This is a genomic window from Kineococcus sp. G2 (genome assembly GCF_037154035.1).
Classification (GTDB): domain Bacteria; phylum Actinomycetota; class Actinomycetes; order Actinomycetales; family Kineococcaceae; genus Kineococcus.
The window spans coordinates 1-22696 of record NZ_JBBBEM010000118.1 but is presented as its reverse complement, the minus strand read 5'-3'; the positions used below and the strand labels follow the sequence as shown (position 1 = coordinate 22696).

The window sequence follows — 22696 nt, the reverse complement described above, 5'->3', positions numbered from 1 at the left end:
ACGTCGCGTGAAGGTATCGTGCCTGAGGCCCTCGTGCCGTCGACGCACCTCGCGGTGCTCCGGTGCGGCCCACGGACGAACCGGCGCAGCGGTGCGCCCCGGTGGAGATCGACTTCAGACCCGCCCACCAGGGGTGCGCTGCGGCGGGCCCCGTGAGCACGAACGGAAACACCTCTTGACCAACCCCGAGCAGATGACCGCGCCGGCACCGGCGCGAGCGCCCCGCAGCGGTCCGGGCCGGCCGGCGTGGCTGGCCTCCCCGAAGGTGCTGCGCACCGAGGTCCTGGCCGGTCTCGTGGTCGCCCTGGCCCTGATCCCCGAGGCCATCTCCTTCTCCATCATCGCCGGCGTCGACCCGCGCGTGGGGCTGTTCGCCTCCTTCACCATGGCCGTCTCCATCGCCTTCCTCGGCGGGCGCCCGGCGATGATCTCCGCGGCCACCGGGGCGGTGGCGCTCGTGGTGGCCCCCCTCGTGCGGGAGCGGGGACTGGACTACCTCGTCGCCACGGTGATCCTGGCCGGGGCGCTCCAGATCGTCCTGGGCCTGCTCGGGGTGGCCCGGCTGATGCGGTTCGTGCCGCGCAGCGTCATGGTCGGTTTCGTCAACGCCCTGGCCATCCTGATCTTCACCGCGCAGCTGCCGTACCTGCGGGACGTGCCGTGGGTCGTCTACGTCATGGTGGCGGTCGGCATCGCGATCATGGTGTTCCTGCCGAAGCTGACCACCGTCGTGCCCGCGCCGCTGGTGGCGATCGTGCTGCTGACCGCCGCCGTCGTCGTGTCGGGCCTGGTCGTGCCGGACGTGGGCGACCAGGGCGAGCTGCCGGACTCGCTGCCGGCGCTGTTCTTCCCCGACGTGCCGCTGACGTACGAGACGCTGCAGATCATCGCCCCCTACGCGCTGGGCGTGGCGCTGGTGGGGCTGATGGAGTCGCTGATGACGGCCAAGCTCGTCGACGACATCACCGACACCCGCTCGCACAAGACCCGCGAGGCGTGGGGGCAGGGCGCGGCCAACGTCATCACCGGCTTCTTCGGCGGCATGGGCGGCTGCGCCATGATCGGCCAGACGATGATCAACGTGCGCTCCGGTGCCCGCACCCGCCTGTCGACGTTCCTGGCGGGCACGTTCCTGCTGATCCTGGTCGTCGGCCTGGGCGACGTGGTGGCGATCATCCCGATGGCCGCCCTGGTCGCGGTGATGATCATGGTGTCGGTGGGCACGTTCGACTGGCACTCCGTGCGCCCGGCGACCCTGCGGCGCATGCCGCGCAGCGAGACCGCGGTGATGGTCGTGACCGTCGCCGTCGTGGTCGCCACGCACAACCTGGCCATCGGCGTCGTCGTCGGCGTGCTGGTGGCCGCGCTGCTGTTCGCCCGGCGGGTCGCGCACCTGGTGCAGGTGGAGGGGACCCTGGAGCAGGACGGGGCGGTGCGCCGCTACCGGGTGACCGGGGCGCTGTTCTTCGCCTCCTCCAACGACCTCGTCTACCAGTTCGACTACGCCGAGGACCCCGACGAGGTCGTCATCGACCTCTCCGACGCGCACGTGTGGGACGCCTCCACGGTGGCCGCCCTGGACGCGATCACCACGAAGTACGCAGCCAAGGGCAAGCACGCCGAGATCGTCGGGCTGAACGAGGCCAGCGCCGAGCGCTACGAGCGCCTGGCCGGCCACCTCGGCGGCGGCCACTGACCCGTCGGCACCGGTCCGGTGGGTCGGGCGGGGGCGGTCGGGCGGGGGCGGTCAGGCGGGGTCCTGCCCGCCCTTGCGCTCCACGAGGTAGGTGTGGCCGCCGACGGTCACGCGCTCCCACTGCGCGTACCCGGCGCGCGCCTCCTCGTCGGTGCGCGGCCCGCGCTGCGGCCCCTCGTGCGACGAGATCTGCGCCGGGCCGCTGAAGGAGAAGAACGCGTCCAGCGCCAGGTCGACCCAGCGGTTCTTCGACCGCGGCCGCTGCAGGCCCGGGGGCAGGCCGTCGGGGTCGTCGAGAGGCATGGCGGTCCTCGATCTCGTCGTTCACGGGCGAACTCTTCGTGCACTAACTATCGTACCCTCGAGGGGTGAGCTCAACCCCCGACCGGCACCCCGTGATCCAGACCACGCCGGGGGAGGACCCCCTGGCGCTGGAGCGGCAGGTCTGCTTCGCGCTCGTCGTCGCCGCCCGCAGCGTCCTCGCCGTGTACCGGCCGGTGCTCGAACCCCTCGGGCTCACGCACCCGCAGTACCTCGTGATGCTGGCCCTGTGGGGTGCCGAGCCGATGTCGGTGCGCGAGCTCGGCGACGCGCTGCAGCTCGACCCGCCCACCCTCTCGCCGCTGCTGAAGCGCCTCGAGGTCGCCGGGCTCGTGGAGCGGCGCCGGCTGCCGCAGGACCAGCGCTCGCTCGCCGTCTCGCTCACCGAGCGGGGCCGTGCGCTGCGCGCCCGCGCCGAGCAGGTGCCCGCGCAGGTCGTCCAGCGCCTCGGGGTCGACGTCGCGGAGCTCGAGGCGCTGCGCGACGGCCTCACCCGCGTCATCACGGCCTCCGCCGCCCCGGCCGCGAGGGCGAGCTGACGGTGGCCGGCACCGGACGGGGCCGCGTCGGCGTTCTGCTGCCGCGCGACCTCGACGCCGCGCGGGTGCTGCCCTTCGCGCGCCGCGCCGACGAGCTCGGCTTCGACGAGCTGTGGGTCGTGGAGGACCTCGGCTTCCGCGGCGGGGTCGCGCAGGCCGCGGCCGTCCTCGCCTCCACCTCCCGGCTGCGCGTCGGCGTCGGCGTCCTGCCGGCCGGCGCCCGCAACGTCGCGTTCACCGCCATGGAGGTCGCCACCCTCGCCCAGCTCTTCCCCGGGCGCCTCGACGTCGGCCTGGGCCACGGGATGCCCGCGTGGATGCGCTCGGTGGGGCAGTGGCCGGCCAGCCCGCTGGCGCTGCTGGAGCAGCAGTTCGGCGTCCTCGCCGACCTCCTGCGCGGCCGGGCGTGCGACGCCACCGCCTCCGCCGGCCCGGTGCGGCTGGACGGGGTGCGCCTGGACCCCTCGGCCGTCCCCGCGCAGGTGCCGCCGCTGCTGGCGGGGGTGCGCGGGCCGCGCTCCCTGGCTCTGGCGGGCCGTGCCGCCGACGGCACCGTCCTGGCCGAACCGGTCACCCCGGAGTACGTGCGCGCCGCGCTGGAGCAGGTCGCCGCCACCGGCCCGCACCTCGTCGTCGCCTACAACGCCGCCGCCGTGCACCCCGACGAGGCCACCGCCCTCGCCGCGGCGCGCACCGGCCTGGAGTGGATCGGCGAACCCGACTGGGCCCCGCACCTGGCGCCGCTGCCGTTCGCCGCGGACCTGGCGGCGCTGCGCCGCGACTGCGGCAGCCGGGAGGAGTTCGCCCGCCGCCTGCCCGACGCGTGGGTCCACCGGCTCGCGGTCACCGGCACCCCCGAGCAGGCGCGGGCGCGGCTGGCGGGGCTGTTCGCCGCCGGGGTCACCAGCGCCGTCCTCATCCCCACCGGGGACGACCCGCTGCGCGCGCTGGAGCACCTCGCCACGGTGCTGTGAGGCGGCCCCCTCCCCTCGGACCCCGCCCCCTCAGGACAGGTCCAGCAGGGAAGCGGGCCTGCCGTACTTGCCCTCCGCGAAGCGGTGCTGCTGGTGCAGGCGGTCCACCGCGCCGGCGTAGACGTCCTCGCGCAGCCGCCACGCCTCCCGCTCCAGCAGCGCCAGGGTCCGCAGCGCCCGCTCCAGCGCAGCCGGTGCTCCCGCCGGGCCCGGTGCCGCGGCGACGTCCGGCGGCAGCGGACCCAGGGTCGCGGCCAGCTCCGCCAGGCCGTCGCGCAGCGCCGCCAGCCGGTGCTCGTGCAGGGCTTCCAGCGGCCCGCTGCGCGCGGCGGCGTACGCCTGCAGCTCCGCGACGACCGCCGCCACCCGCTCGAAGCGCTCCCGTGCCACCGGGTGCCGGTCCAGGGCGCTGCCGTCGAGCCGCGGGGGCGCCGGCGGCGGGACCGCGCGGCGGCGCGCGCGGGGCAGTGCGCGGGCCAGCCACGGCGGCGGGCCGGCCACCAGCGCGCACGCGAGCGCCGCCACGGCGAGCAGGGCCAGCAGCAGCACGCCCAGCAGCGCGACGTGCGGGTCACCGCCCCCCGCGTCCTGCCACTGCGCGGTCTGCCACTGCTGCAGGTGCTGCGGGCGGGGCCCGTGCCCTGCGCCTGCGGGACCGAACGCGTCCGCCACGTCCCGTCTCCTTCCGTCCCGACGGTTCCGTGGAATCCATTGGAGCACCCGCGGGCCGGGAACGGCACCTCGCCGCCGGTTCTCACAGCTCGGCGCGGAACGCTTGCGCCGCAAGGGGGTCGCCGTACCCAGCGTGCTCACAGCGGGCTCCGCGCAGCCGCACCGGGAACTCCCGGGAACGGCTCCCGGAGCCTGGCGCGCCGGCCGGTTCAGCCGTCCGCCGACTCCTGCAGGGCGGCGATGACGCTGGCCAGGTGCGTGCGCGCGGCCTGCTCGGCGCCCTGCGGGTCCCGCTGGACGACGGCGTCGATGATCGCCAGGTGCTCCGGCAGCGACACCTGCGGGCGGCCGGCGCGCAGCGCCAGGCGGAACTGGTGGCGCACGATCTGCGCGTTGAGCCGGTCCAGCAGACCGGTGGCGACCTCCTGGCCGGACATCTCGCGCAGCAGGCGGTGCAGCTCCCGGTTGTGCGCGGAGTAGGCGACGGGGTCGCCGGCGGCGACGGCCTCCTGCAGCCGGTGGCCGAGGGCGGTGAGCACGGCGGCCTGCTCGTCGTCGACGCGGGCGGCGGCCTTGGCGGCGCACAGCCCTTCGAGGACCATGCGGCACTCGGTGATGGCCACCGCCTCCTCCACGGTGACGACCCGCACGCGGGCACCGCGGTGGGGGATGCGCTCGACGAGACCCTCCGCGGTCAGGTCCATCAGGGCCGCTCGCACGCTGGCCCGGCTGACGCCGTGGGCGGCCGCCAGGTCGGCCTCCACGAGCCGCTGGCCGGGGGCCAGGTCGCCGGTCAGCAGCGCCGCGCGCAGCGCCTCCAGGGCGGTGCGCGTCCCGGCGGCGCCCTCCTGCGGTGCCACGCTCACGGTGCTCTCCTCGGCGGTGCGGTGGGGCATCGGGTCCGCAGCACTCTAGGAGGTGCCTGGTCCGGCACGGCGAGATGGATTCGCGACAAGATTGTTGACAATCTGGTCGACAGGTTCCTAGCCTCCTCGGGACGAGCGAGGGAGCTCGCGGCCCCCGCCGCGGCAGGCCCCTGGAGGAGCGAGACGTGATCATCGACTGCCACGGCCACTACACGACCGCGCCGGCCGCGCACACCGAGTGGCGCCGGGCGCAGCAGGCGGCGTTCGACGCCGGCCGCGACGCCCCGGCGTACCCCCGCATCGACGACGACGAGATCCGCGCGTCGATCGAGGGCAGCCAGCTGCGCCTGATGGACGAACGGGGCGTGGACCTGACGATCTTCTCGCCCCGCGCCTCGGCGATGGGCCACCACGTCGGCGACGAGCACGTCAGCGCCCGCTGGGCCCAGGTCAGCAACGACCTGATCGCCCGGGTGGTCGGGCTGTACCCCGAGCGGTTCGTCGGCGTCTGCCAGCTGCCGCAGTCGCCGGGCGTGCCGATCGAGCGCTCCGTCGGCGAGCTGCGCCGCTGCGTGGAGGGCCTGGGGTTCGTCGGCTGCAACCTCAACCCCGACCCCAGCGGTGGGCACTGGGACGCGCCGCCGCTGACCGACAGCAGCTGGTACCCCCTCTACGAGGCGATGGTGGAGCTGGACGTGCCGGCCACGGTGCACGTCTCGGCGGTGACCAACCCCGCCTTCCACGCCACCGGCTCGCACTACCTCAACGCCGACACCACGGCGTTCATGCAGTTCCTGCAGGCGGACCTGTTCCGGGAGTTCCCCGGCCTGCGCTTCGTCGTCCCCCACGGCGGGGGAGCCGTGCCGTTCCACTGGGGACGCTTCCGCGGCCTGGCCGACATGCTCGGCCGCCCACCGCTGGAGGAGTCGGTGATGGGCAACGTCTTCTTCGACACCTGCGTGTACCACCAGCCCGGCATCGACCTGCTCCTCGACGTCGTCGGCGCCGACAACGTCCTCTTCGGCTCGGAGGCGGTCGGCGCCGTGCGCGGCATCGACCCGCGCACCGGCCACCACTTCGACGACACCCGCCGCTACGTGGACGCCCACGGCCTCGACGCCGCCGAGCTGGAGAAGGTCTACGAGCTCAACGCCCGGCGCGTCTACCCGCGGCTGGACGCGGCGCTGCAGCGACGGGCCGCGACCGCACCGACCGAGGGAGCCCTGGCGTGAGGAACGTCGTCGTCACCGACCCGCCGCGCGCGGACCTGACCACCGCCACGGCGCTGGGTGAGCACGGTGTCGCCACCGTCCACGAGGCGCAGGGGCGCACCGGGTACCTCGGGCCGGCGTTCCGGCCCGCGTGGCCCGGCGCGCGCACCGGCGGCACGGCCGTGACCGCGCTGTGCTGGCCGGGGGACAACCTGATGATCCACGTCGCCGTGGAGCAGTGCCGCGAGGGCGACGTGCTCGTCGTGGCGACGAACTCCCCGTCCACCGACGGGTTGTTCGGCGAGCTGTTCGCCACCGCCCTGGCGCAGCGCGGGGTGCGCGGCGTCGTGCTGGGTTCGGGCGTCCGCGACGTCGCCGAGCTGCACGAGATGCGCTTCCCCGCCTGGTCCACGGCGGTCAGCGCCCAGGGCAGCGTCAAGGCGACCCCGGGGGCCGTCAACGTCCCCGTCGTGCTCGGCGGGCAGCTGATCTCCCCCGGTGACGTGGTCGTCGCCGACGACGACGGCGTGGTGCGCGTCGAGCGCGAACGGGCGGCCGCGGTGCTGACCGCCTCGCGGGCCCGCGCCGAGAAGGAGGAGGCGAACCGCGCCCGGTTCCGGGCCGGCGAGCTGGGTCTGGACGTGTACGGGATGCGCGAGAAGCTCGCCGCCCTCGGCGTCGAGTACGTCCCGCACGCGGAACTGCCCGAGGGCCGCGCGTGACGTACGACGACAGCGGGGTGCGCTGCACGATGCTGCGCGGCGGGACCTCCCGAGGGTTGTTCTTCGACGCCCGCGACCTGCCGGCCGACCCTGCCGTGCGCGACGACCTGCTGCTGCGGCTGATGGGGACCCCCGACCCGCGCCAGATCGACGGCCTCGGCGGTGCCACCTCGCTGACGAGCAAGGTGGCCGTGGTCGGCCCCTCCGGGCACCCGGACGCCGACGTCGACTACCTGTTCCTCCAGCTCGGCGTCGAGGAGGCGACGGTCAGCGACAAGCAGAACTGCGGCAACGTCCTCGCCGGCGTCGGCCCCTTCGCCGTCGAGCGCGGGCTGGTGGCCGCCGGGGAGCGCGAGACCAGCGTGCGCATCCGCATGGTGAACTCCGACAGCCTCGCCGTGGCGACCTTCCCCACCCCGGGCGGGCACGTCGAGTACCGCGGGGACGTGAGCATCGCGGGTGTTCCCGGGACGGCGGCCCCGGTCGTGCTGGACTTCGCCGACACCGAGGGTTCGGCGACCGGCGCGCTGCTGCCCACGGGGAACGTGCGCGACACCGTCGACGGGATCGACGTCACCTGCGTCGACAACGGCATGCCCGTGGCCCTCGCGACGGCCGCCTCCTTCGGCCTGACCGGGTACGAGACGCACGAGGAGCTGGCCGCCGACACCGGCCTGCTGGAACGCGTGGACGCCTTCCGCGTGAAGGTGGGCGCGCTGATGGGACTGGGCGACGTCACCGCGTCCTCCGTGCCCAAGACGATCCTGCTGGCCCCGGCGGCCGACGGCGGCGGGCTGTGCACCCGCTCGTTCATCCCGGTGCGCCCGCACACCGCCATCGGGGTGCTGGCCGCGGTCAGCGCGGTCACCGGGGCGCTGCTGCCCGGGGCCGTCGGCCACGAGCTGACCCGCGACTGGCCCGCCGGGGCCACCACGGTCGACGTGGAGCACCCCACCGGCCACCTCCTCGTCGACGTGGTCGTCGACACCGCCACCGACCCCCCGCGGGCCGTGCGGTCCGGCGTGGTCCGCACCGCCCGCAAGCTCTTCGACGGCACCGCGTACCCGCGCGCCTGACCCACCCCGCACAGCCCCCGCACTCCCGGAGACGACGATGCCCCCGCTGCACGAGATCGCCCACCTGTCCCACGTCGAGCTGCGCACGCCCGTGCTGGAGCAGTCCGTCGAGTTCTTCACCGGGTACCTGGGTCTGACCCGGGTCGCCGAGCACGGCGACTCGGTGTTCCTGCACGCCTGGGACGACTACGAGCGCACCACGCTCAAGCTCACCGCCCACACCACCTCCGGCATCGGCCGCACGAACCTGCGCGCCGCGAGCCCGGAGGCGCTGCAGCGCGTCGTGCAGCGGATCGAGGCGACCGGGCGCGGCACCGGCTGGCGGGACGGCGACCCCGGCTGCGGGCCCACCTACGTGTTCACCGAACCGGACGGGCACGAGATGGGCGTGTACTACGAGACCGAGTGGTACGCCCCGCCCGCCGGGCTGGAACCCTCCCTGAAGAACCAGGCCCAGGCGCGCCCCGCCCACGGCGTGCCGGTGCGCCGGCTGGACCACGTGAACTACCTCGGCGCCGAGGTGGTGCCCAACCGCGACTACTTCCGCGACACCCTGGGGGCCCTGGTCACCGAGCAGATCGTCCTGGACGACGGCACCACCGCCGGCAGCTGGACGACGTTCACGAACAAGGGCTACGACGCGGTGTGGACGCGCGACTGGACCGGCTCCTCCGGGCGCCTGCACCACATCGCCTTCGCCACCGACACCCGCGAGGACGTCCTGCGCGCGGCCGACCTGGCCCTGGACCACGGCGTGTTCATCGAGACCGGCCCGCACAAGCACGCCATCCAGCAGACGTTCTTCCTGTACGTCTACGAGCCCGGCGGCAACCGCGTCGAGCTGTGCAACGCCGGCGCCCGCCTCGTCATCGCGCCCGACTGGCAGCCGGTGGACTGGACCGAGGCCGAGCGGGCCAAGGGGCAGGCGTGGGGCCTGAAGACGATCGAGTCCTTCCACACCCACGGCACCCCGCCCGTGCCGCAGGGTGAGCGCGTGACGGTGGGCAGCGACCCCGTCGAGGGGAACGCGTGGTGACCGACGGTCCCGCGGACGCGCGCGTCGCCGTCCTCGGCCTCGGTGAGGCGGGTGCGGAGATCGCCCGCGACCTGTTCGCCGCCGGCGCCGACGTGCGCGGCTACGACCCCGTCGCGGACGCGCCGGCGGGTGTGGACGTGCGCCGCGACGAGCGCGACGCGGTCCGCGACGCCGACCTGGTCCTCAGCGTCAACAGCTCCCACGACGCGCTGCCCGCGCTCGAGGCGGCGCTGGGCGCCCTGCGCCCCGGGACCGTGTGGGCCGACCTCAACACCGCCTCGCCCGGCGTCAAGCAGCAGCTCGCCGCCCGGCTCGACGGCCGGGACGTGGCGGTCGCGGACGTCGCGCTGATGGCGCCCGTGCCCGGCAAGGGCCTGCGCACCCCGATGGTGGTCTCCGGGCCGGGCGCCGAGCGGTGCGCAGCGGCGCTGCGCACCTGGGGGGCCGCGGTCGACGTCCTCGACGGCCCGCCGGGAGCGGCGATCTCCCGCAAGCTGCTGCGCAGCGTGTTCTACAAGGGCCTGGCCGCGGCCGTGGTCGAGGCGCTGGAGGGTGCCCGCGCCGCCGGTGTGGAGGACTGGCTGCGCGAGAACATCGCCGCCGAGCTCGCGGGTTTCGACGAGCGCACCCTCGACCGGCTCGTCGACGGCACCCACCGGCACGCCCGCCGCCGGGCCGACGAGATGGCCGCCGCAGCCGGGCAGCTGCGCGAGCTCGGCGTCGAACCCCGCGTCGCCGCGGCCGCCCACGACCTGCTGACCGCACTGCTCCAGGCGCCCGTCACCCGCTGACCGCGCCCACGGGTGCGTCCCCGCGCCCGGAACCCCTTCCCACGGAGGTACGACGATGTCCTCGCCACCCCTGCCCGCCGCCCGGCCCGCGACCGCCCGGCTCGCGGCCCTCGTCCTGGGCCTGTGCTGGTTCACCGTCCTGGTGGACGGCCTCGACCTGTTCTCCTACGGCGCGGTCCTGCCCGCGGTGCTCGCCGACGAGTCGTTCGGCCTGGACGCCGCGACCGCGGGCGAGATCGGCAGCCTGACCACCTTCGGCATGCTCCTCGGGGCCCTGACCTCCGGGATCATCACCGACCGGGTGGGGCGGCGCACGATCCTGCTGGCCGGTGTCGTGGTGTTCTCCCTGGCCTCGGCCGGTTGCGCGCTGGCCCCGGGGGCCGCCGCCTTCGGCGCGGCGCGCTTCGTCGCCGGGTTCGGCCTGGGCGGGCTGCTGCCCACCGCCATCACCACGGTCCTGGAGTTCGCCCCGCCCGGGCGCAAGAACATCACCGTGACGCTGCTCATGACCGCCCACCAGGCCGGCGGTGCGCTGGCCGGCGTGCTGGCGATGAGCGTCGTGGAGGCGCTCGGCTGGCGCGCGGTGTTCTGGCTGGGGGCCCTGCCCCTGGTGCTCGTGGTGCCGGTGCTGTGGGTGCTGCTGCCCGAGTCGATCACCTTCCTGCTCGCCAAGGGCCGCACCGAGCAGGCTCAGCGTCTCGCCACCCGCTACGGCGTCCCCCTGGAGGCGTACGCCCCGGTGGCCGCGGAGGGCGACAGCGAGCGCACCGGGCTGCGCGGGTTGTTCGCGCCCGGGCTGCGCAAGGTCACCGTCCTGTTCTGGATCGGTTCCTTCTTCGGCCTGGTGCTCGTCTACGGCGTGAGCACCTGGCTGCCCACGATGATGCGCGCCGCCGGGTACGAACTGGGCTCGGCCGTCAGCTTCCTCGTCGTCATCAACATCGGCGGCATCGTCGGCATGCTCGTCGCCGGCCGCCTCGCGGACCGCATCGGCGCCCGCACCGTGGCCGTGGCCTGGTTCCTGCTGACCGCGGCGGCCGTCGGGTTGCTGTTCCTGCGCATGCCGCTGCTGCTGACCTACCTCGTGGTGTTCCTCGCCGGGGCGTGGCTGTTCAGCGCGCAGACGCTCGTCTACGCCGCCGTCGGCACCACCTACCCGGCGCGCAGCCGCGCCACCGCCGTCGGCTGGGCGGCCGGCATCGGCCGGTGGGGCGCGGTCGCCGGTCCCTGGGTCGGTGGCCTGCTCATCGCCTCCGGCGCCTCCCGGTGGGGCTTCGTGATGTTCGCCGTCGCGGGCCTGATCGGCGCGGCCGTCATCGCCGCGGCGCGCACCCGCGGCCCCGCCGCCCCCGCCCCGGCGGCGGAGCGGGGCGCCGGCGTCACCGCCTGACGCCGCGCACCGGTGCCCGCGGTCCCCGCCCGGCGGGACCGCGGGCACCGGCGCGCCCGGCCGCGGGCCCGGCGCTCGATGCCGCCCCCCGTCCGGGGGGTGTCGCCTTGACCGCCGCACCCGGCGAGCGCATCATCCGGGGACCAGCACGGCACCCCCGGCGACGGTGGTGCGGACCGAGGAGCAGCCGATGACGTCTGCCGAGGTGTCGACGACGACGCCGAGCAGCCCCGCGACGCCGAACACCGGTGCGCCCGATGCGGCGGGCCGCCCCGCGCAGCCGCTCGTCGTCTCCAGCCGTCCCCCCGAGGTGCCGCCGGCGACCGGTGGCAACCTCAGCGACCTCGTCGTCGACTGGGAGCGCGCGGACCCGGGGGCGGTCTGCTTCAGCCGCAAGGACGCCACCGGCGCCTGGGGCGACGTGAGCGTCGCGGAGTTCGCCGCGACGGTGCGCGCGGTCGCCAGGGGGCTGATCGCGGCCGGCGTGCGCCCGGGGGACCGGGTGGGGCTGATGTCCCGCACCCGCTACGAGTGGACCGTCGTCGACGCCGCCTGCTGGTTCGCCGGCGCCGTCGTCGTCCCCGTGTACGACACCTCCTCGCCCGAGCAGGTGGCGTGGATCCTGTCCGACTCCGCCGCGGTGGCCTGCGTGGTGGAGAGCACCGAGCACGCGCAGCTGCTGGCGGGCGTGCGCGGGCAGGTCCCCTCCCTGGTGCACGCGTGGACCCTGGACACCGGTGGCCTGGAGGAGCTGGCCGCCGCCGGGCGCGAGGTCGGCGACGACGCCCTGGAGGCCGCCCGCACCACCGCCGGCCCGGCCGACACCGCCACGATCGTCTACACCTCCGGCTCCACCGGCCGCCCCAAGGGCTGCGTGCTCACCCACGCCAACTTCGTCGACCTGGCCCGCAACGCGCACGCCGTCATGCCGGACATGCTCGACGAGCCCGGTGCCCGAACCCTGCTGTTCATCCCGCTGGCGCACGTGCTGGCCCGGTTCGTGGAGGCGCTGTGCCTGTCGGCGCGGGTGCCGATGGGTTTCGCCCCCGACACCCGCGAGCTGCTGGCGGACCTGCAGGGGTTCCGCCCCACGTTCGTCCTCGCGGTCCCGCGCGTGTTCCAGAAGGTGCACGCCGCCGCCCAGCACAAGGCGGCCACCGGCGGGAAGCTGCGCGTGGCGCTGTTCGCGCGCGCCGAGGCGACGGCCGTGGCGTACTCGCGCTCCCTGGACACCGGCGGGCCCGGCCCGGCGCTGCGGGCGCGGCACGCGCTGTTCGACCGCCTCGTGTACGCGAAGCTGCGCACCACCCTGGGCGGCCGGCTCACCCGGGCCGTCTCCGGCGGCGCCTCGCTGGGCGAGCACCTGGGCCACTTCTTCCGCGGGGCGGGGATCACCGTGTTCGAGGGGTGGGGCCTGACGGAGACCGCGGCACCCGCCAGCGTGAACCGCCCCGGCGACGTGCACATCGGCACCGTCGGCACGCCCCTGCCGGGCACCGACGTGGCGATCGCCGAGGACGGGGAGATCCTCTGCCGCGGCATCGGCGTCTTCCGCGAGTACCTCAACCGGCCCGAGGAGACCGCCGAGGCGTTCCGCGACGGCTGGTTCCGCACCGGCGACGTCGGCGAGCTCGACGGGGCGGGTCGCCTGCGCATCACCGGCCGCGCCAAGGAGATCATCGTCACCGCCGCCGGCAAGAACGTCGCCCCGGCCGTGCTGGAGGACCGCCTGCGCGCCCACCCGCTGATCTCGCAGGCCGTCGTGGTGGGGGAGGGGCGACCCTACGTGGGGTGCCTGCTCACCCTGGACGAGCAGGCGCTGAGCGCGTGGGGGCAGCTGCACGGGCGCCCGGGCCTGACGGTCGCGGCGGCCCAGGAGGACCCGGCCGTGCTCGCCGAGCTGCAGGGGGCGGTGGACGGCGCCAACGCCGCCGTCAGCCGTGCCGAGTCGATCCGCCGCTTCCGCGTGCTGGAGGAGGACTTCACCGTCGAGAACGACTGCCTGACCCCCAGCCTGAAGATGCGCCGCGGCGAGGTGATGCGGGTCTTCGCCGCGGACGCGGAGGCGCTGTACGCCTGAACGGCGTGCCCCACCGCCCGGCGCACCGCCCGGGCGCCGCTCAGCGGTGCGGCGCCCGGTGCGGCAGGAGCAGGCGCCGGCCCAGCGCCAGCAGGGTGCTGCGCAGCTCCTCGTCGTCCACGTCCGCGCACGCGGGGTCGTGCAGGGGACCGACCAGGCCGGTCAGGAACAGGCTGACGGTGACGCGCGCGGCGGCGTCGGGGTCCGGGCCGGCGAGCAGGGCGACCAGCTCGTCACCGGCGCGCCGCAGCAGCGGGTGCTCGCCCAGCAGGTGGGCGACGGTGGGGTCGCTGACCAGGACGACGTACAACCCGCGGCCCCGCACGACCACGTCGACCAGCCCGGTCAGGACCGCCTCCACCTGGGCGCGCCGCCCCCGCCGCGCCGCCGCGGCCTCCAGCACGCGCAGCAGCTCCTCGAGGAAGGGGCGGACCACCCCCAGCACCAGCTCGTCCTTGGTCTTGTAGCGGTAGTAGAGAGCGGCCTTCGTGACGCCCAGCTCGTCGGCGATCATCTGCAGGGACGTGCCGCTGGTGCCGTGCTGCGCGAACAGCCGCAGCGCGGCCTCGTGCAGCCGGGCGGGGTCGGTGACCGACCGGCGCTCGCCGGCGCTCGCCGCGGAACCCGCTGCCGTCATGGTCCCCCCGATCCCCGGACCGCCCCGCGAGGTGGTCGCCGTACCCGTCCACCGTACTCGCCGCGCCCCCTGGGAACTTGCCGATCGGCTGACGGGCTCCTAGCCGTACGGCTGACGGGTGACTTGTCGGCCCCGGAGTCCGGGGTTACCTTCAGGAAGCCGGTCCGCTAGCCGATCGGCTATCCAGCAGGCCGCCACCGGCGTCGGCGTGCACCCCGCCCACCGCGCCGAGGAGTCCCCATGGCCACCCTGCTGCACCGCCTCGGGCGGTTCAGCGCCCGCCGACGCCGGCTGGTGCTGTCCGTCTGGGCCCTGCTGCTCGCCGTGATCGCCGCCCTGGCGCTGGGGCTGGAGCAGACCGCCGCCGAGGACACGGGCTTCTCCATCCCCGGCACCCAGGCCAGCGAGGGCCTGGACGTGATCTCCGAGGAGTTCTCCGGCGCCGGCGCGGACGCCGCCACCGCCACCGTCGTCCTCCAGGCGCCGGACGGGCAGACGCTCACCGGCGAGAACGCCGCCGTCGTCCAGGGCCTGCTGGAGGAGCTGCGCGGCATCGACGGCGTGGTCTCGGTGACCGACCCGCTGGCGCCCGAGAGCCCGCGCGTCTCCGCCGACCAGACCATCGCCGCCGCGACCGTCACGTTCGACGGCGGCGTCGGCGAGGTCGGCGAGGCGACGACGGAGGCGTTCGAGGACGCCACCGGCGACGACCTGGACGCCGCCGGCGGCCAGGTGCGGGTGGAGGTCACCTCCCAGCTGTTCACCGGCGAGCCGGTCGGCCACACCAGCGAGGCGATCGGCGTGGCCGTCGCCCTCGTCGTCCTGGTCCTGACCTACGGCTCGCTCGTGGCGGCCGGGGCGAACCTGCTGACCGCCGCCGTCGGCGTCGGCGTCGGCGTGCTGGGCATCACCGCCCTCAGCAAGGTCGTCTCCCTGTCCTCCACCACCCCGGCGCTGGCCTCGATGCTCGGCCTGGCCGTCGGCATCGACTACGCCCTGTTCGTCTTCGCCCGCACCCGCGGCGAGCTGCGCCGCGGCGCCACGGTCGAGCAGGCCGTGGCCAAGGCCACCGGCACCGCCGGCACCGCCGTCGTCTTCGCCGGCACCACCGTGATCATCGCCCTGGTCGGGCTGGCGGTGGTGGACATCCCGTTCCTGACCGAGATGGGCCTCGCGGCCGCCGCCACCGTCGCCGTCGCCGTGCTCGTCGCGCTGACCGCCGTGCCCGCGCTGCTGGCCGTCATGGGGCGCAAGGTGCTGCCGAAGAAGGAGCGCGGCCTGGACCCGGCGGCTCTCGCCGCCCACGCCACCGCCCACGCCCACGACGACGACACGGCCGGTGAGGAGGCGCTCGCCGGTCCCGGCCCGCTGGGCCGCTGGGCCCGCGGCGTCACCCACCACCCCGTGATCGCCCTGCTGGCCGCGGTGGTCGCCGTGGGCGCCGTCGCGATCCCCGTGGCGAGCATGCGCACCGCGCTGCCGTCGGCCGAGAACCAGGACCCGGCCAGCTCCGCCCGGCAGGCGTACGACCTGCTCGTGCAGGGCTTCGGCGAGGGGTCGCAGGCCACGCTGCTCGTCGTCGTCGACGGCGAGGACGGCGCGAGCACCGAGACCGTGGCCGCCGCGGCCGGGGCCGTCGCCCAGGAGGTCCAGGGCCTGGACGACGTGGTGGCCGTCCTGCCGCCGGCGCCCTCCGCCGACGGCAGCGCCCAGCTCATCACCGTGGTGCCCGGCAGCGGACCGACCGACGAGGCCACCAGCGACCTGGTGCGCGCCATCCGCTCCGCCACCGGCGACGTCGACGGCGCCCGCGTCCTGGTGACCGGCCAGACCGCCCTGGACATCGACGTCACCGACGCCCTGAACGACGCCCTGCCGGTGTACATCGCCGTCATCGTCGTGCTGGCGCTGGTGCTGCTGGTGATGCTGTTCCGCTCGATCGCGGTGCCGCTGATGGCCACCGCCGGGTTCCTGCTCTCCCTGGGCGCGTCCCTCGGTTCCGTCGTGGCGATCTACCAGTGGGGCTGGCTGGCCGACGTCTTCCAGGTCGCCCAGCCGGCGCCGCTGCTGAGCTTCATGCCCGTCCTCGTCGTCGGCATCCTGTTCGGCCTGGCGATGGACTACCAGATGTTCCTCGTCTCGGCGATCCACGAGGCCCACGCGCACGGGCGGAGCCCGAAGCGCGCGGTGCTGGCCGGGTTCCGCCAGTCCGCTCCCGTCGTCGTGGCCGCGGCCCTCATCATGAGCGGCGTCTTCGTCGGATTCGCCACCAGCGGCGACGCGATCATCGGCTCCATCGGCACCGCGCTGACCGTCGGCGTCCTCGCCGACGCCCTCGTCGTCCGCATGGTGATCATGCCGGCCGCCCTCACCCTGCTGGGGGAGAGGGCGTGGTGGATGCCGCGCTGGATGGAGCGGCTCGTGCCGGACGTCGACGCCGAGGGCCGCGGCCTGGAGGCGGCGCTCGCCCGCGAGGGCGCCCGCGGCGCGCAGGAGCCCGCCGAGGTCCCGGTCGCCGTGGTGCCCCGCCCGCGCCCCGAGGACGCCGCCGCGGTGGGCGCCGGGAACGCGGAGGACGGCACGGGCCTGGCGGTCCGCGGCACCCTCACCGGGTCCGGTGGGCGGGCGCTGCCCGGCGCGGCGGTGACCCTGACCGACCAGGTCGGCCGGGAGGTCGCGAGCGCCACCACCGGCGACGACGGCCGCTACCACCTCCCCCTGGCCGTCGGCGGCACCTACCTGCTCATCGCCGCGGCCCCCGCCGCCAAGCCGGCCGCCGTCCTGGTGGCCGTGGCCGACGCGCCCGTCGAGCGCGACGTGCAGCTGGCCGGCACCGCCTCGATCACCGGGTGGGTGCGGGCGGCCTCGCGCGGGAGCCTGGCGCGGCCCGTGGCCGGCGCCGTGCTCACCCTCGTCGACGTGCGCGGGGAGGTCGTGGCCAGCACCCGCAGCGAGGAGGGCGGTTTCTACCGGCTCCTCGACCTGCCCGGCGGCGACTACGTCCTCAGCGTGCTCGCCGCCGAGCAGCGGCCCGTGGCGCAGAACCTCCAGCTCCCCGGCGGTGCCGCGCTGACCCACGAGGTCCTGCTCACCGCCGGTGCGCGGCTGACCGGCACCGTGCTCACCGGCGACGGCCTGCCCGTGCCGGAGATCGCCCTGACGCTCACCGACGCGGCCGGCGGCCTCGTGGGCGGCACCACCACCGGCGCGGACGGCGGGTTCTGCTTCGAGGACCTCGCCAGCGGCCGCTACACCCTCACCGCCAGCGGCTACGCCCCGGTCGCCACCGGTGTGGAGGTCACCGAGGGCCGGGCGTGCGTGGTCGACGTGGAGCTGGGGACGCCGGTGTCCTGACCGGCCGGCACGGGGAGCATCTCCAGCAGGTGCGGGGCCGCCGAGGCCCCGCGCCCGCCGGGGGAGCTGACGGCCGAGACGACCCAGCGCGGGGCGCCGTCCGGCAGCGGCAGCGCGCGCAGCCGGGACGCCTGCGGCTTGCCCGCCACGTGCCGCGGCACCAGCGCCGCGCCCAGGCCGCGGTCCACGAGGTCGATGAGGGTGTGCACGTCGCCCACCGTGAACCGCACCCGGCGGCGCACCCCGTGCGCGGCGCAGGCCGCGTCGTTCAGCGGGCGCACGCCCCAGGCGGGGGAGAAGTCGATGACGTCGACGTCGGCGAGGTCGTCCCAGCCGATCCCCCCGTGCTGCTGCACCCGCCCGGCCAGCGGGTGCCCCGGCGCGCACAGCAGCACCAGCGGCTCGCTGCCCAGCACCGTGGCCGGCAGGGCGCCGAGGTGCTCGGTGGTGGCGACGAACGCGACGTCGATCTCACCGGCGCGCACGCGGGCGAGCAGGTCGTGCGAGCCGGCCTGGTCGAAGTGCACCTCCACCTGCGGGTAGCGGCGGTGGAAGCGCTCCAGCAGGCCGGAGACGTCCACCAGGCCCAGGCACTGCTCGGCTCCCACCCGCAGCGTGCCGGACAGCTCGCGGGTGGCCCGCACGACGGCGTCGCGGGCCGCGGCCGCCTGCGCCAGCATGGAGCGCGCGTGCGGCAGCAGCGCCCGGCCGGCGTCGGTGGGTTCCACCCGGCGCGAGGTGCGCGAGAACAGCACCGTGCCCAGCTCCTCCTCGAGGCCGCGGATCGCCGCGGACAGCCCCGACTGCGAGACGCCGGTGAGCGCGGCGGCGCGCGTGAACTGCTGCTCGTCGGCGAGGGCGACCACGTACTGCATCTGGCGCAGGTCCACCGCTGAACCCTAGTGCCCATGAGTCGCGCTTCTGGAAGCGAGAAGCGGCAGTCGTTGGACTTCTCCCCGCCTGCTCCCTAGCGTCGCGGCCATGGAGCAGCGCAGCCTCGGGAACCGCACCGTCTCGGCCATCGGCCTCGGTGCGATGCCCATGTCCATCGAGGGCCGCCCCGACGAGGAGCGGTCGATCGCCACCGTCCACGCCGCGCTCGACGCCGGCATCACCCTCATCGACACCGCCGACGCGTACCACCGCGACGCCGGCGAGGTCGGCCACAACGAGGAGCTCGTCGCCCGTGCCCTCAGGAGCTGGGGCGGTGACGCCTCGCAGGTCCTCGTCGCCACCAAGGGCGGCAGCCTGCGCCCCGGCGACGGTTCCTGGTACCAGGACGGCCGCCCCGAGCACCTGAAGGAGGCCGCCAAGGCCTCCGCGAAGCGCCTGGGCGTGGAGGCGATCGGCCTCTACCAGTTCCACCGGCCCGACCCGGGCGTCCCCTACGCGGAGTCGGTCGGCGCGCTGCGCGACCTGCTCGACGAGGGCGTCATCGCCATGGCCGGCATCTCCAACGCCAGCGTGGCGCAGATCGACGAGGCGAACGAGGTCCTCGGCGGCCGGCTCGTCTCCGTGCAGAACCAGTTCTCCCCGGCGTTCCGCTCCAGCCTCGGTGAGCTGCAGCACTGCGCGCAGCTCGGCATCGCGTTCCTGCCGTGGAGCCCGCTGGGCGGCATCAAGGACGCCGGTGAGCTCGGCAGCCGGCACGCGGCGTTCCAGCGGGTCGCCGACGCCCGCGGCGTCAGCGTCCAGCAGGTGGCCCTGGCCTGGGAACTCGCCCTCGCGCCGGTCGTCGTCCCCATCCCGGGCGCCTCGCGCCCGCAGACCATCGCCGACTCCGCCCGCGCCGCCGAGCTGGCGCTCAGCGCGGACGAGGTCGCGGAACTGTCGGAGGCGTGACCGTGAAGACCGTCCCCCTGGGAACCAGCGGCCTCGACGTGCCGAACGTCGTCCTCGGCCTCATGCGCATCGTGGACATGAGCGACGAGGACATCAGGACCCTGTGGTCCGCGGCCCGCGACGCGGGCATCACCTTCATCGACCACGCCGACGTCTACGGCCGTGAACTGCACCGCTGCGAGCGCCGGTGGGCCGAGGCGGTGCCGCTGAGCCCGTCCGAGCGCGACGCCGTGACGATCCAGACCAAGTGCGGCATCGTCCCCGACGGGCCGTACTTCGACTTCTCGTACGAGCACGTCGTGGAGTCGGTGAACGCCTCGCTGGAGGCGCTGCGCACCGACCGCATCGACGTGCTGCTCCTGCACCGCCCCGACGCGCTCGTCGAACCCGACGAGGTGGCGCGCGCCTTCGACGAGCTGCACGAGGCCGGCAAGGTCCGCGCGTTCGGCGTCTCGAACCACACCCCGGGGCAGATCGAACTGCTCAAGCGCTCCGTGCGCCAGCCGCTCGTGGCGAACCAGCTGCAGCTGTCCATCACCCACGCGCCCCTGGTGGCGCAGGGCGTCGCGGCGAACATGCAGGGCCTGGACCAGTCGATCTCCCGCGACGCCGGGCTGCTCGACTACTGCCGCCTGAACGACATCACCGTGCAGGCGTGGTCGCCGTTCCAGGCGGGTTTCTTCGACGGGGTGTTCCTCGACGACCCGCGCTACCCGGAGCTGAACGCCGTGCTCGACCGCCTGGCGGAGCGGTACGGCGTGCCGAAGCTGGCGATCGCCACCGCGTGGATCACCCGCCACCCCGCGGGCATGCAGGTGGTGCTGGGCACGACGAACCCCGAGCGGGTCGCCGCCGCCGCGCAGGGTTCCGACCTGCCGCTGACGCGCGCGGAGTGGTACGAGCTGTTCCGCGCCGCCGGGTACACCGTCCCCTGACCGGCCGTCCCCCGTCCCGCCCGCGGGGCGGGGGACACCCCGGCGGTCCGTCCGCCGCTCTCCCCGCGGTTCAGTCGTCGCGGTCCTCGCCGACGCCGGTGAGGTCCACCACCTTGCGCAGGCAGTGCTCCAGCAGAGGTTCGGGGAACCCGTCGGCCAGCCGGTAGAACACCACCCGGCCCTCCTTGCGACGGTTGACCAGGCCGGCCGTGCGCAGCACCCGCAGCGCGTAGCCGACGACGTCCTCGTTGACCTCCAGCGCGAGCGCGAGGTCCCCCACGCACAACTCCTCGACCAGGTCCAGCGCGTACAGCACCCGGGCGCGCGTGGGGTCGGCGATCAGGCTCAGGGCCGCGGTCAGCTGCGCGGTCTCGTCCGCCGAGGGCAGGCGTTCACGCGCGCGCGCCACCCGTTCGGCGTCGACCGGGTGGGCGTGGGGCTGTCCGTGCTCTCCGACGGCGGGTTCCACGCGAGCACGCTACCGCCGGTGGTGCCCGGGTACCCGTCCGTGGCGGGCGCGCCAGCTGCCGACCGGACCTGCGGAGCGTTCGCCGCCGCGAGGTGCAGCCCCGCCGGGACAGGTGCCACGGTGTGCCGGTGGATGTGGAGCAGGTCCTGTTGCTGGTGGTCGCGGTGGCGGTGGTCCTCGCCGTCTTCTTCGACGCCCTGGTCACCACGCTGAAGGTCGGGGACACCGGCCCCCTGACGCGCTTCGTGCTCGGGCGCGCCTGGCACCTGGTGCTGCGCCTGCACCGGCGCGACAGCGGGTCCGCCCTGTTGAGGAGCACCGGGCCGGCGCTGCTGTTCGGCACCGTCCTGGTGTGGGTCGTGCTCCTGTGGGCCGGGTGGAGCCTGGTGTTCTGGGAGGTCGGCGCCGTCGTCGACGCGCAGACCTCCGCCCCGGCCCCGCTGGTGGAGACCGTCTACTACGCCGGGTTCACGGTCTTCACCCTCGGTGTGGGCGACTACGTCTCCGCCACCTCCACCGGTCGCCTCCTCACCGCCGTCGCCGGCTTCAGCGGACTGTTCCTCATCACCCTGGCGATCACCTACCTGCTCTCGGTGGTCTCCGCGGTGGTCGACCGGCGGGCCCTCGCGGCCCGCGTCCACACCCTCGGCGACGACGCCCAGTCCATCGTGGTCAACGGCTGGAACGGGCAGGGGTTCGCCTCGGCCTTCGTGCAGCACCTGGTCTCCCTCACCGGTCAGGTGACCGACGTCGCCGAGCAGCACCTCGCCTACCCGGTCCTGCACTACTTCCGCAGCCGTGAACGCTCCTCCGCCGCACCGTGCGCCCTGGTCCACCTCGACGAGGCGATGCTGCTGCTGGACAGCGGGATCGCCCCCGAGGCGCGGCCGCACCCCGATGCGGTCGAACCCGTCCGCCGCGCGATCGGGCACTACATCGACACGGCGTCGCGGACGACCACCGCGCGCGGGGTGCCGGACGTGCCCGCCGCCCCGGGCCGGGCGCTGCTGGAACGGGCCGGCCTGCCGCTGGCCGACGAGCGCGACCACCAGCGGGCGGTCTCGGCCACGGCGGAGCGCCGTCGACGGCTGCGGCAGCTGCTGGAGAGCAACGGCTGGTCCTGGCCCACCGCCCCCGGCGACCGCTGAGCCGGGGGCGGCCGCACCCGCTCAGCGCGGCGGGGCGGTGGAGGCGCGCACCTGCAGCGAAGGGCTGACCAGGACCCGGTGCGCGGGCCGGCCGGGGTCGGCCAGGCGCGCGGTGAGCAGGCCGACCGCGGCGCGCCCGATCGAGCGCCGCGGCGGCCGCACCGCGGTCAGCGCCGGCCGGAACAGCCCGGCGACCTCGTCGTCGTAGGAGACGACCGACAGGTCGCCGGGCACGGAGAGCCCGCGGGCCTCGCAGCGCTGCACGAACGCGATGGCGTCGGGGTCGGAGTGCACCAGCAGCGCCGTCGTGCCCGTGGCGGTGACCCGGTCGATCAGGTCGTCCACGGCCGCGTCCCAGTCGCCCGCGACGCGCGGGGGCAGGTCCACCTCCGGGGCGTCCCCGTGGGGCAGGCCGAGGTCCTCGCACGCCTCGCGCCAGCCGGCCCGCACGTGCGGGGTGGTGGGGCTGGAGCGGGTGACCGCCACGCCGATGCGCCGGTGCCCGAGCCCGGCGAGGTGCTGCACCGCCGTCGCAGCGCCCAGCCGGTGGTCGGAGACGACCGACTCGAAGGCCTCGCGGTGCGGCCCGCGCACCGCGGTGCGCTCCAGCAGCACCACGGGCAGCGGGGCGTGCGCCAGCCACTCCAGCGTGGCGGCGGTGCCGGGGCCGTCCAGGGTGGGGGCGACCAGGAGGCCGCGCACCCCGGCCTGGCCGGCGAGGCGCTCCAGCTGGGGGCTCTCGTCGTCGCCGGCGTACGAGGAGCCGCGCAGGACCACGTCGATGCCGTGGTCGCGCGCCTCCTCCTCGGCGCCGCGCACCACCCCCGGCCAGTAGTAGTCCAGCGACGGCACGAGCATCCCGAGCGCCGTGGTGGCGGCCGGCGCCCCGTCCCGCCCGCCGGGGGAGCGGCCGGTGCCGGCGGGCGGCCCCGGCGCC

The 22696-nt window shown here is 75.4% G+C and carries 21 protein-coding genes; 14 read left to right on the top strand and 7 right to left on the bottom strand.

Annotation, left to right across the window (positions count from 1 at the left end; translation table 11 throughout):
- Positions 1-193 precede the first annotated feature (193 nt).
- Positions 194-1696 carry a SulP family inorganic anion transporter gene (locus tag V9U69_RS16650; RefSeq protein WP_442907798.1) on the top strand — a complete coding sequence of 501 codons (1503 nt, stop codon included), beginning with the start codon at positions 194-196 and terminating at the stop codon, positions 1694-1696.
- 51 nt (positions 1697-1747) lie between these two features.
- On the opposite strand, the gene V9U69_RS16645 is transcribed toward V9U69_RS16650, so the two are convergent.
- The gene (locus tag V9U69_RS16645; RefSeq protein WP_337062975.1) at positions 1748-1999 is read right to left on the bottom strand and encodes a hypothetical protein; all 252 of its coding nucleotides are present in this window, start codon (positions 1997-1999) and stop codon (positions 1748-1750) included.
- 65 nt (positions 2000-2064) lie between these two features.
- Here V9U69_RS16645 and V9U69_RS16640 point away from each other — a divergent pair, with 65 nt between their 5' ends.
- Entirely contained in the window at positions 2065-2556 is a 492-nt protein-coding gene (locus tag V9U69_RS16640; protein WP_337062974.1) for a MarR family winged helix-turn-helix transcriptional regulator, read from the top strand.
- 2 nt (positions 2557-2558) lie between these two features.
- On the top strand, positions 2559-3530 hold the full coding sequence (locus V9U69_RS16635) for an LLM class flavin-dependent oxidoreductase (RefSeq protein WP_337062973.1): 972 nt from the start codon (positions 2559-2561) through the stop codon (positions 3528-3530).
- A gap of 30 nt (positions 3531-3560) precedes the next feature.
- Here the strand turns inward: V9U69_RS16635 and V9U69_RS16630 are convergent, their stop codons facing one another.
- Together V9U69_RS16630 and V9U69_RS16625 are read right to left on the bottom strand one after the other, a co-directional pair.
- Entirely contained in the window at positions 3561-4202 is a 642-nt protein-coding gene (locus V9U69_RS16630) for a hypothetical protein (protein ID WP_337062972.1), read from the bottom strand.
- A 209-nt stretch (positions 4203-4411) separates the two neighbouring features.
- Positions 4412-5068, bottom strand: coding sequence for a GntR family transcriptional regulator (locus tag V9U69_RS16625; protein WP_337062971.1), 657 nt, complete (start codon positions 5066-5068; stop codon positions 4412-4414).
- A 185-nt stretch (positions 5069-5253) separates the two neighbouring features.
- Between V9U69_RS16625 and V9U69_RS16620 the strand changes: the two genes are divergently transcribed.
- The 7 genes from V9U69_RS16620 (at position 5254) to V9U69_RS16590 (ending at position 13374) form a co-directional block, all read left to right on the top strand.
- Positions 5254-6300: an amidohydrolase family protein gene (locus V9U69_RS16620; RefSeq protein WP_337062970.1), complete on the top strand. Its 1047-nt coding sequence runs from the start codon at positions 5254-5256 to the stop codon at positions 6298-6300.
- Positions 6297-7001, top strand: coding sequence for a 4-carboxy-4-hydroxy-2-oxoadipate aldolase/oxaloacetate decarboxylase (locus V9U69_RS16615; RefSeq protein ID WP_337062969.1), 705 nt, complete (start codon positions 6297-6299; stop codon positions 6999-7001). Before V9U69_RS16620 ends, V9U69_RS16615 begins: the two co-directional genes overlap by 4 nt.
- Positions 6998-8077: a 4-oxalomesaconate tautomerase gene (locus V9U69_RS16610; RefSeq protein WP_337062968.1), complete on the top strand. Its 1080-nt coding sequence runs from the start codon at positions 6998-7000 to the stop codon at positions 8075-8077. Before V9U69_RS16615 ends, V9U69_RS16610 begins: the two co-directional genes overlap by 4 nt.
- Positions 8078-8114: 37 nt before the next feature.
- Positions 8115-9113 (top strand): VOC family protein, encoded by a 999-nt coding sequence (locus tag V9U69_RS16605; RefSeq protein ID WP_337062967.1) that lies wholly within the window; start codon positions 8115-8117, stop codon positions 9111-9113.
- Entirely contained in the window at positions 9110-9904 is a 795-nt protein-coding gene (locus V9U69_RS16600) for a DUF1932 domain-containing protein (protein ID WP_337062966.1), read from the top strand. The genes V9U69_RS16605 and V9U69_RS16600 overlap by 4 nt, the downstream gene beginning before the upstream one ends.
- A 55-nt stretch (positions 9905-9959) precedes the next feature.
- A complete protein-coding gene (locus V9U69_RS16595) occupies positions 9960-11294 on the top strand; it encodes an MFS transporter (protein WP_337062965.1) in 1335 nt (444 codons plus the stop codon).
- A gap of 190 nt (positions 11295-11484) precedes the next feature.
- Positions 11485-13374 carry an AMP-dependent synthetase/ligase gene (locus tag V9U69_RS16590; protein ID WP_337062964.1) on the top strand — a complete coding sequence of 630 codons (1890 nt, stop codon included), beginning with the start codon at positions 11485-11487 and terminating at the stop codon, positions 13372-13374.
- Between the two features lie 40 nt (positions 13375-13414).
- Here V9U69_RS16590 and V9U69_RS16585 read toward each other — a convergent pair whose 3' ends face one another.
- A complete protein-coding gene (locus tag V9U69_RS16585) occupies positions 13415-14011 on the bottom strand; it encodes a TetR/AcrR family transcriptional regulator (protein ID WP_337062963.1) in 597 nt (198 codons plus the stop codon).
- Positions 14012-14251: 240 nt separating this feature from the next.
- Here V9U69_RS16585 and V9U69_RS16580 point away from each other — a divergent pair, with 240 nt between their 5' ends.
- Complete coding sequence (locus V9U69_RS16580) at positions 14252-17365, top strand: MMPL family transporter (protein WP_337062962.1); 3114 nt, start codon at positions 14252-14254, stop codon at positions 17363-17365.
- On the opposite strand, the gene V9U69_RS16575 is transcribed toward V9U69_RS16580, so the two are convergent.
- Positions 17281-18255, bottom strand: a complete 975-nt coding sequence (locus tag V9U69_RS16575; RefSeq protein ID WP_337062961.1) for a LysR family transcriptional regulator — start codon at positions 18253-18255, stop codon at positions 17281-17283. The genes V9U69_RS16580 and V9U69_RS16575 overlap by 85 nt on opposite strands.
- 91 nt (positions 18256-18346) lie before the next feature.
- Here V9U69_RS16575 and V9U69_RS16570 point away from each other — a divergent pair, with 91 nt between their 5' ends.
- Positions 18347-19207 (top strand): aldo/keto reductase, encoded by an 861-nt coding sequence (locus V9U69_RS16570; protein WP_337062960.1) that lies wholly within the window; start codon positions 18347-18349, stop codon positions 19205-19207.
- A gap of 2 nt (positions 19208-19209) precedes the next feature.
- Complete coding sequence (locus V9U69_RS16565) at positions 19210-20142, top strand: aldo/keto reductase (protein ID WP_337062959.1); 933 nt, start codon at positions 19210-19212, stop codon at positions 20140-20142.
- Positions 20143-20212: 70 nt separating this feature from the next.
- Here the strand turns inward: V9U69_RS16565 and V9U69_RS16560 are convergent, their stop codons facing one another.
- Positions 20213-20611, bottom strand: a complete 399-nt coding sequence (locus tag V9U69_RS16560; protein ID WP_337062958.1) for an ArsR/SmtB family transcription factor — start codon at positions 20609-20611, stop codon at positions 20213-20215.
- 128 nt (positions 20612-20739) lie between these two features.
- On the opposite strand from V9U69_RS16560, the gene V9U69_RS16555 reads away from it, so the two are divergent.
- A complete protein-coding gene (locus V9U69_RS16555) occupies positions 20740-21759 on the top strand; it encodes a potassium channel family protein (RefSeq protein ID WP_337062957.1) in 1020 nt (339 codons plus the stop codon).
- Between the two features lie 21 nt (positions 21760-21780).
- On the opposite strand, the gene V9U69_RS16550 is transcribed toward V9U69_RS16555, so the two are convergent.
- Positions 21781-22696 (bottom strand): LacI family DNA-binding transcriptional regulator (locus V9U69_RS16550; RefSeq protein WP_337062956.1); only part of this gene is annotated, 916 nt, incomplete at its 5' end.

Coding starts and splice junctions, on each gene's coding strand:
- V9U69_RS16650 (WP_442907798.1), top strand. CDS start 194: ATGACCGCGCCGGCACCGGCGCGAGCGCCCCGCAGCGGTCCGGGCCGG.
- V9U69_RS16645 (WP_337062975.1), bottom strand. CDS start 1,999: ATGCCTCTCGACGACCCCGACGGCCTGCCCCCGGGCCTGCAGCGGCCG.
- V9U69_RS16605 (WP_337062967.1), top strand. CDS start 8,115: ATGCCCCCGCTGCACGAGATCGCCCACCTGTCCCACGTCGAGCTGCGC.
- V9U69_RS16595 (WP_337062965.1), top strand. CDS start 9,960: ATGTCCTCGCCACCCCTGCCCGCCGCCCGGCCCGCGACCGCCCGGCTC.
- V9U69_RS16590 (WP_337062964.1), top strand. CDS start 11,485: ATGACGTCTGCCGAGGTGTCGACGACGACGCCGAGCAGCCCCGCGACG.
- V9U69_RS16585 (WP_337062963.1), bottom strand. CDS start 14,011: ATGACGGCAGCGGGTTCCGCGGCGAGCGCCGGCGAGCGCCGGTCGGTC.
- V9U69_RS16580 (WP_337062962.1), top strand. CDS start 14,252: ATGGCCACCCTGCTGCACCGCCTCGGGCGGTTCAGCGCCCGCCGACGC.
- V9U69_RS16570 (WP_337062960.1), top strand. CDS start 18,347: ATGGAGCAGCGCAGCCTCGGGAACCGCACCGTCTCGGCCATCGGCCTC.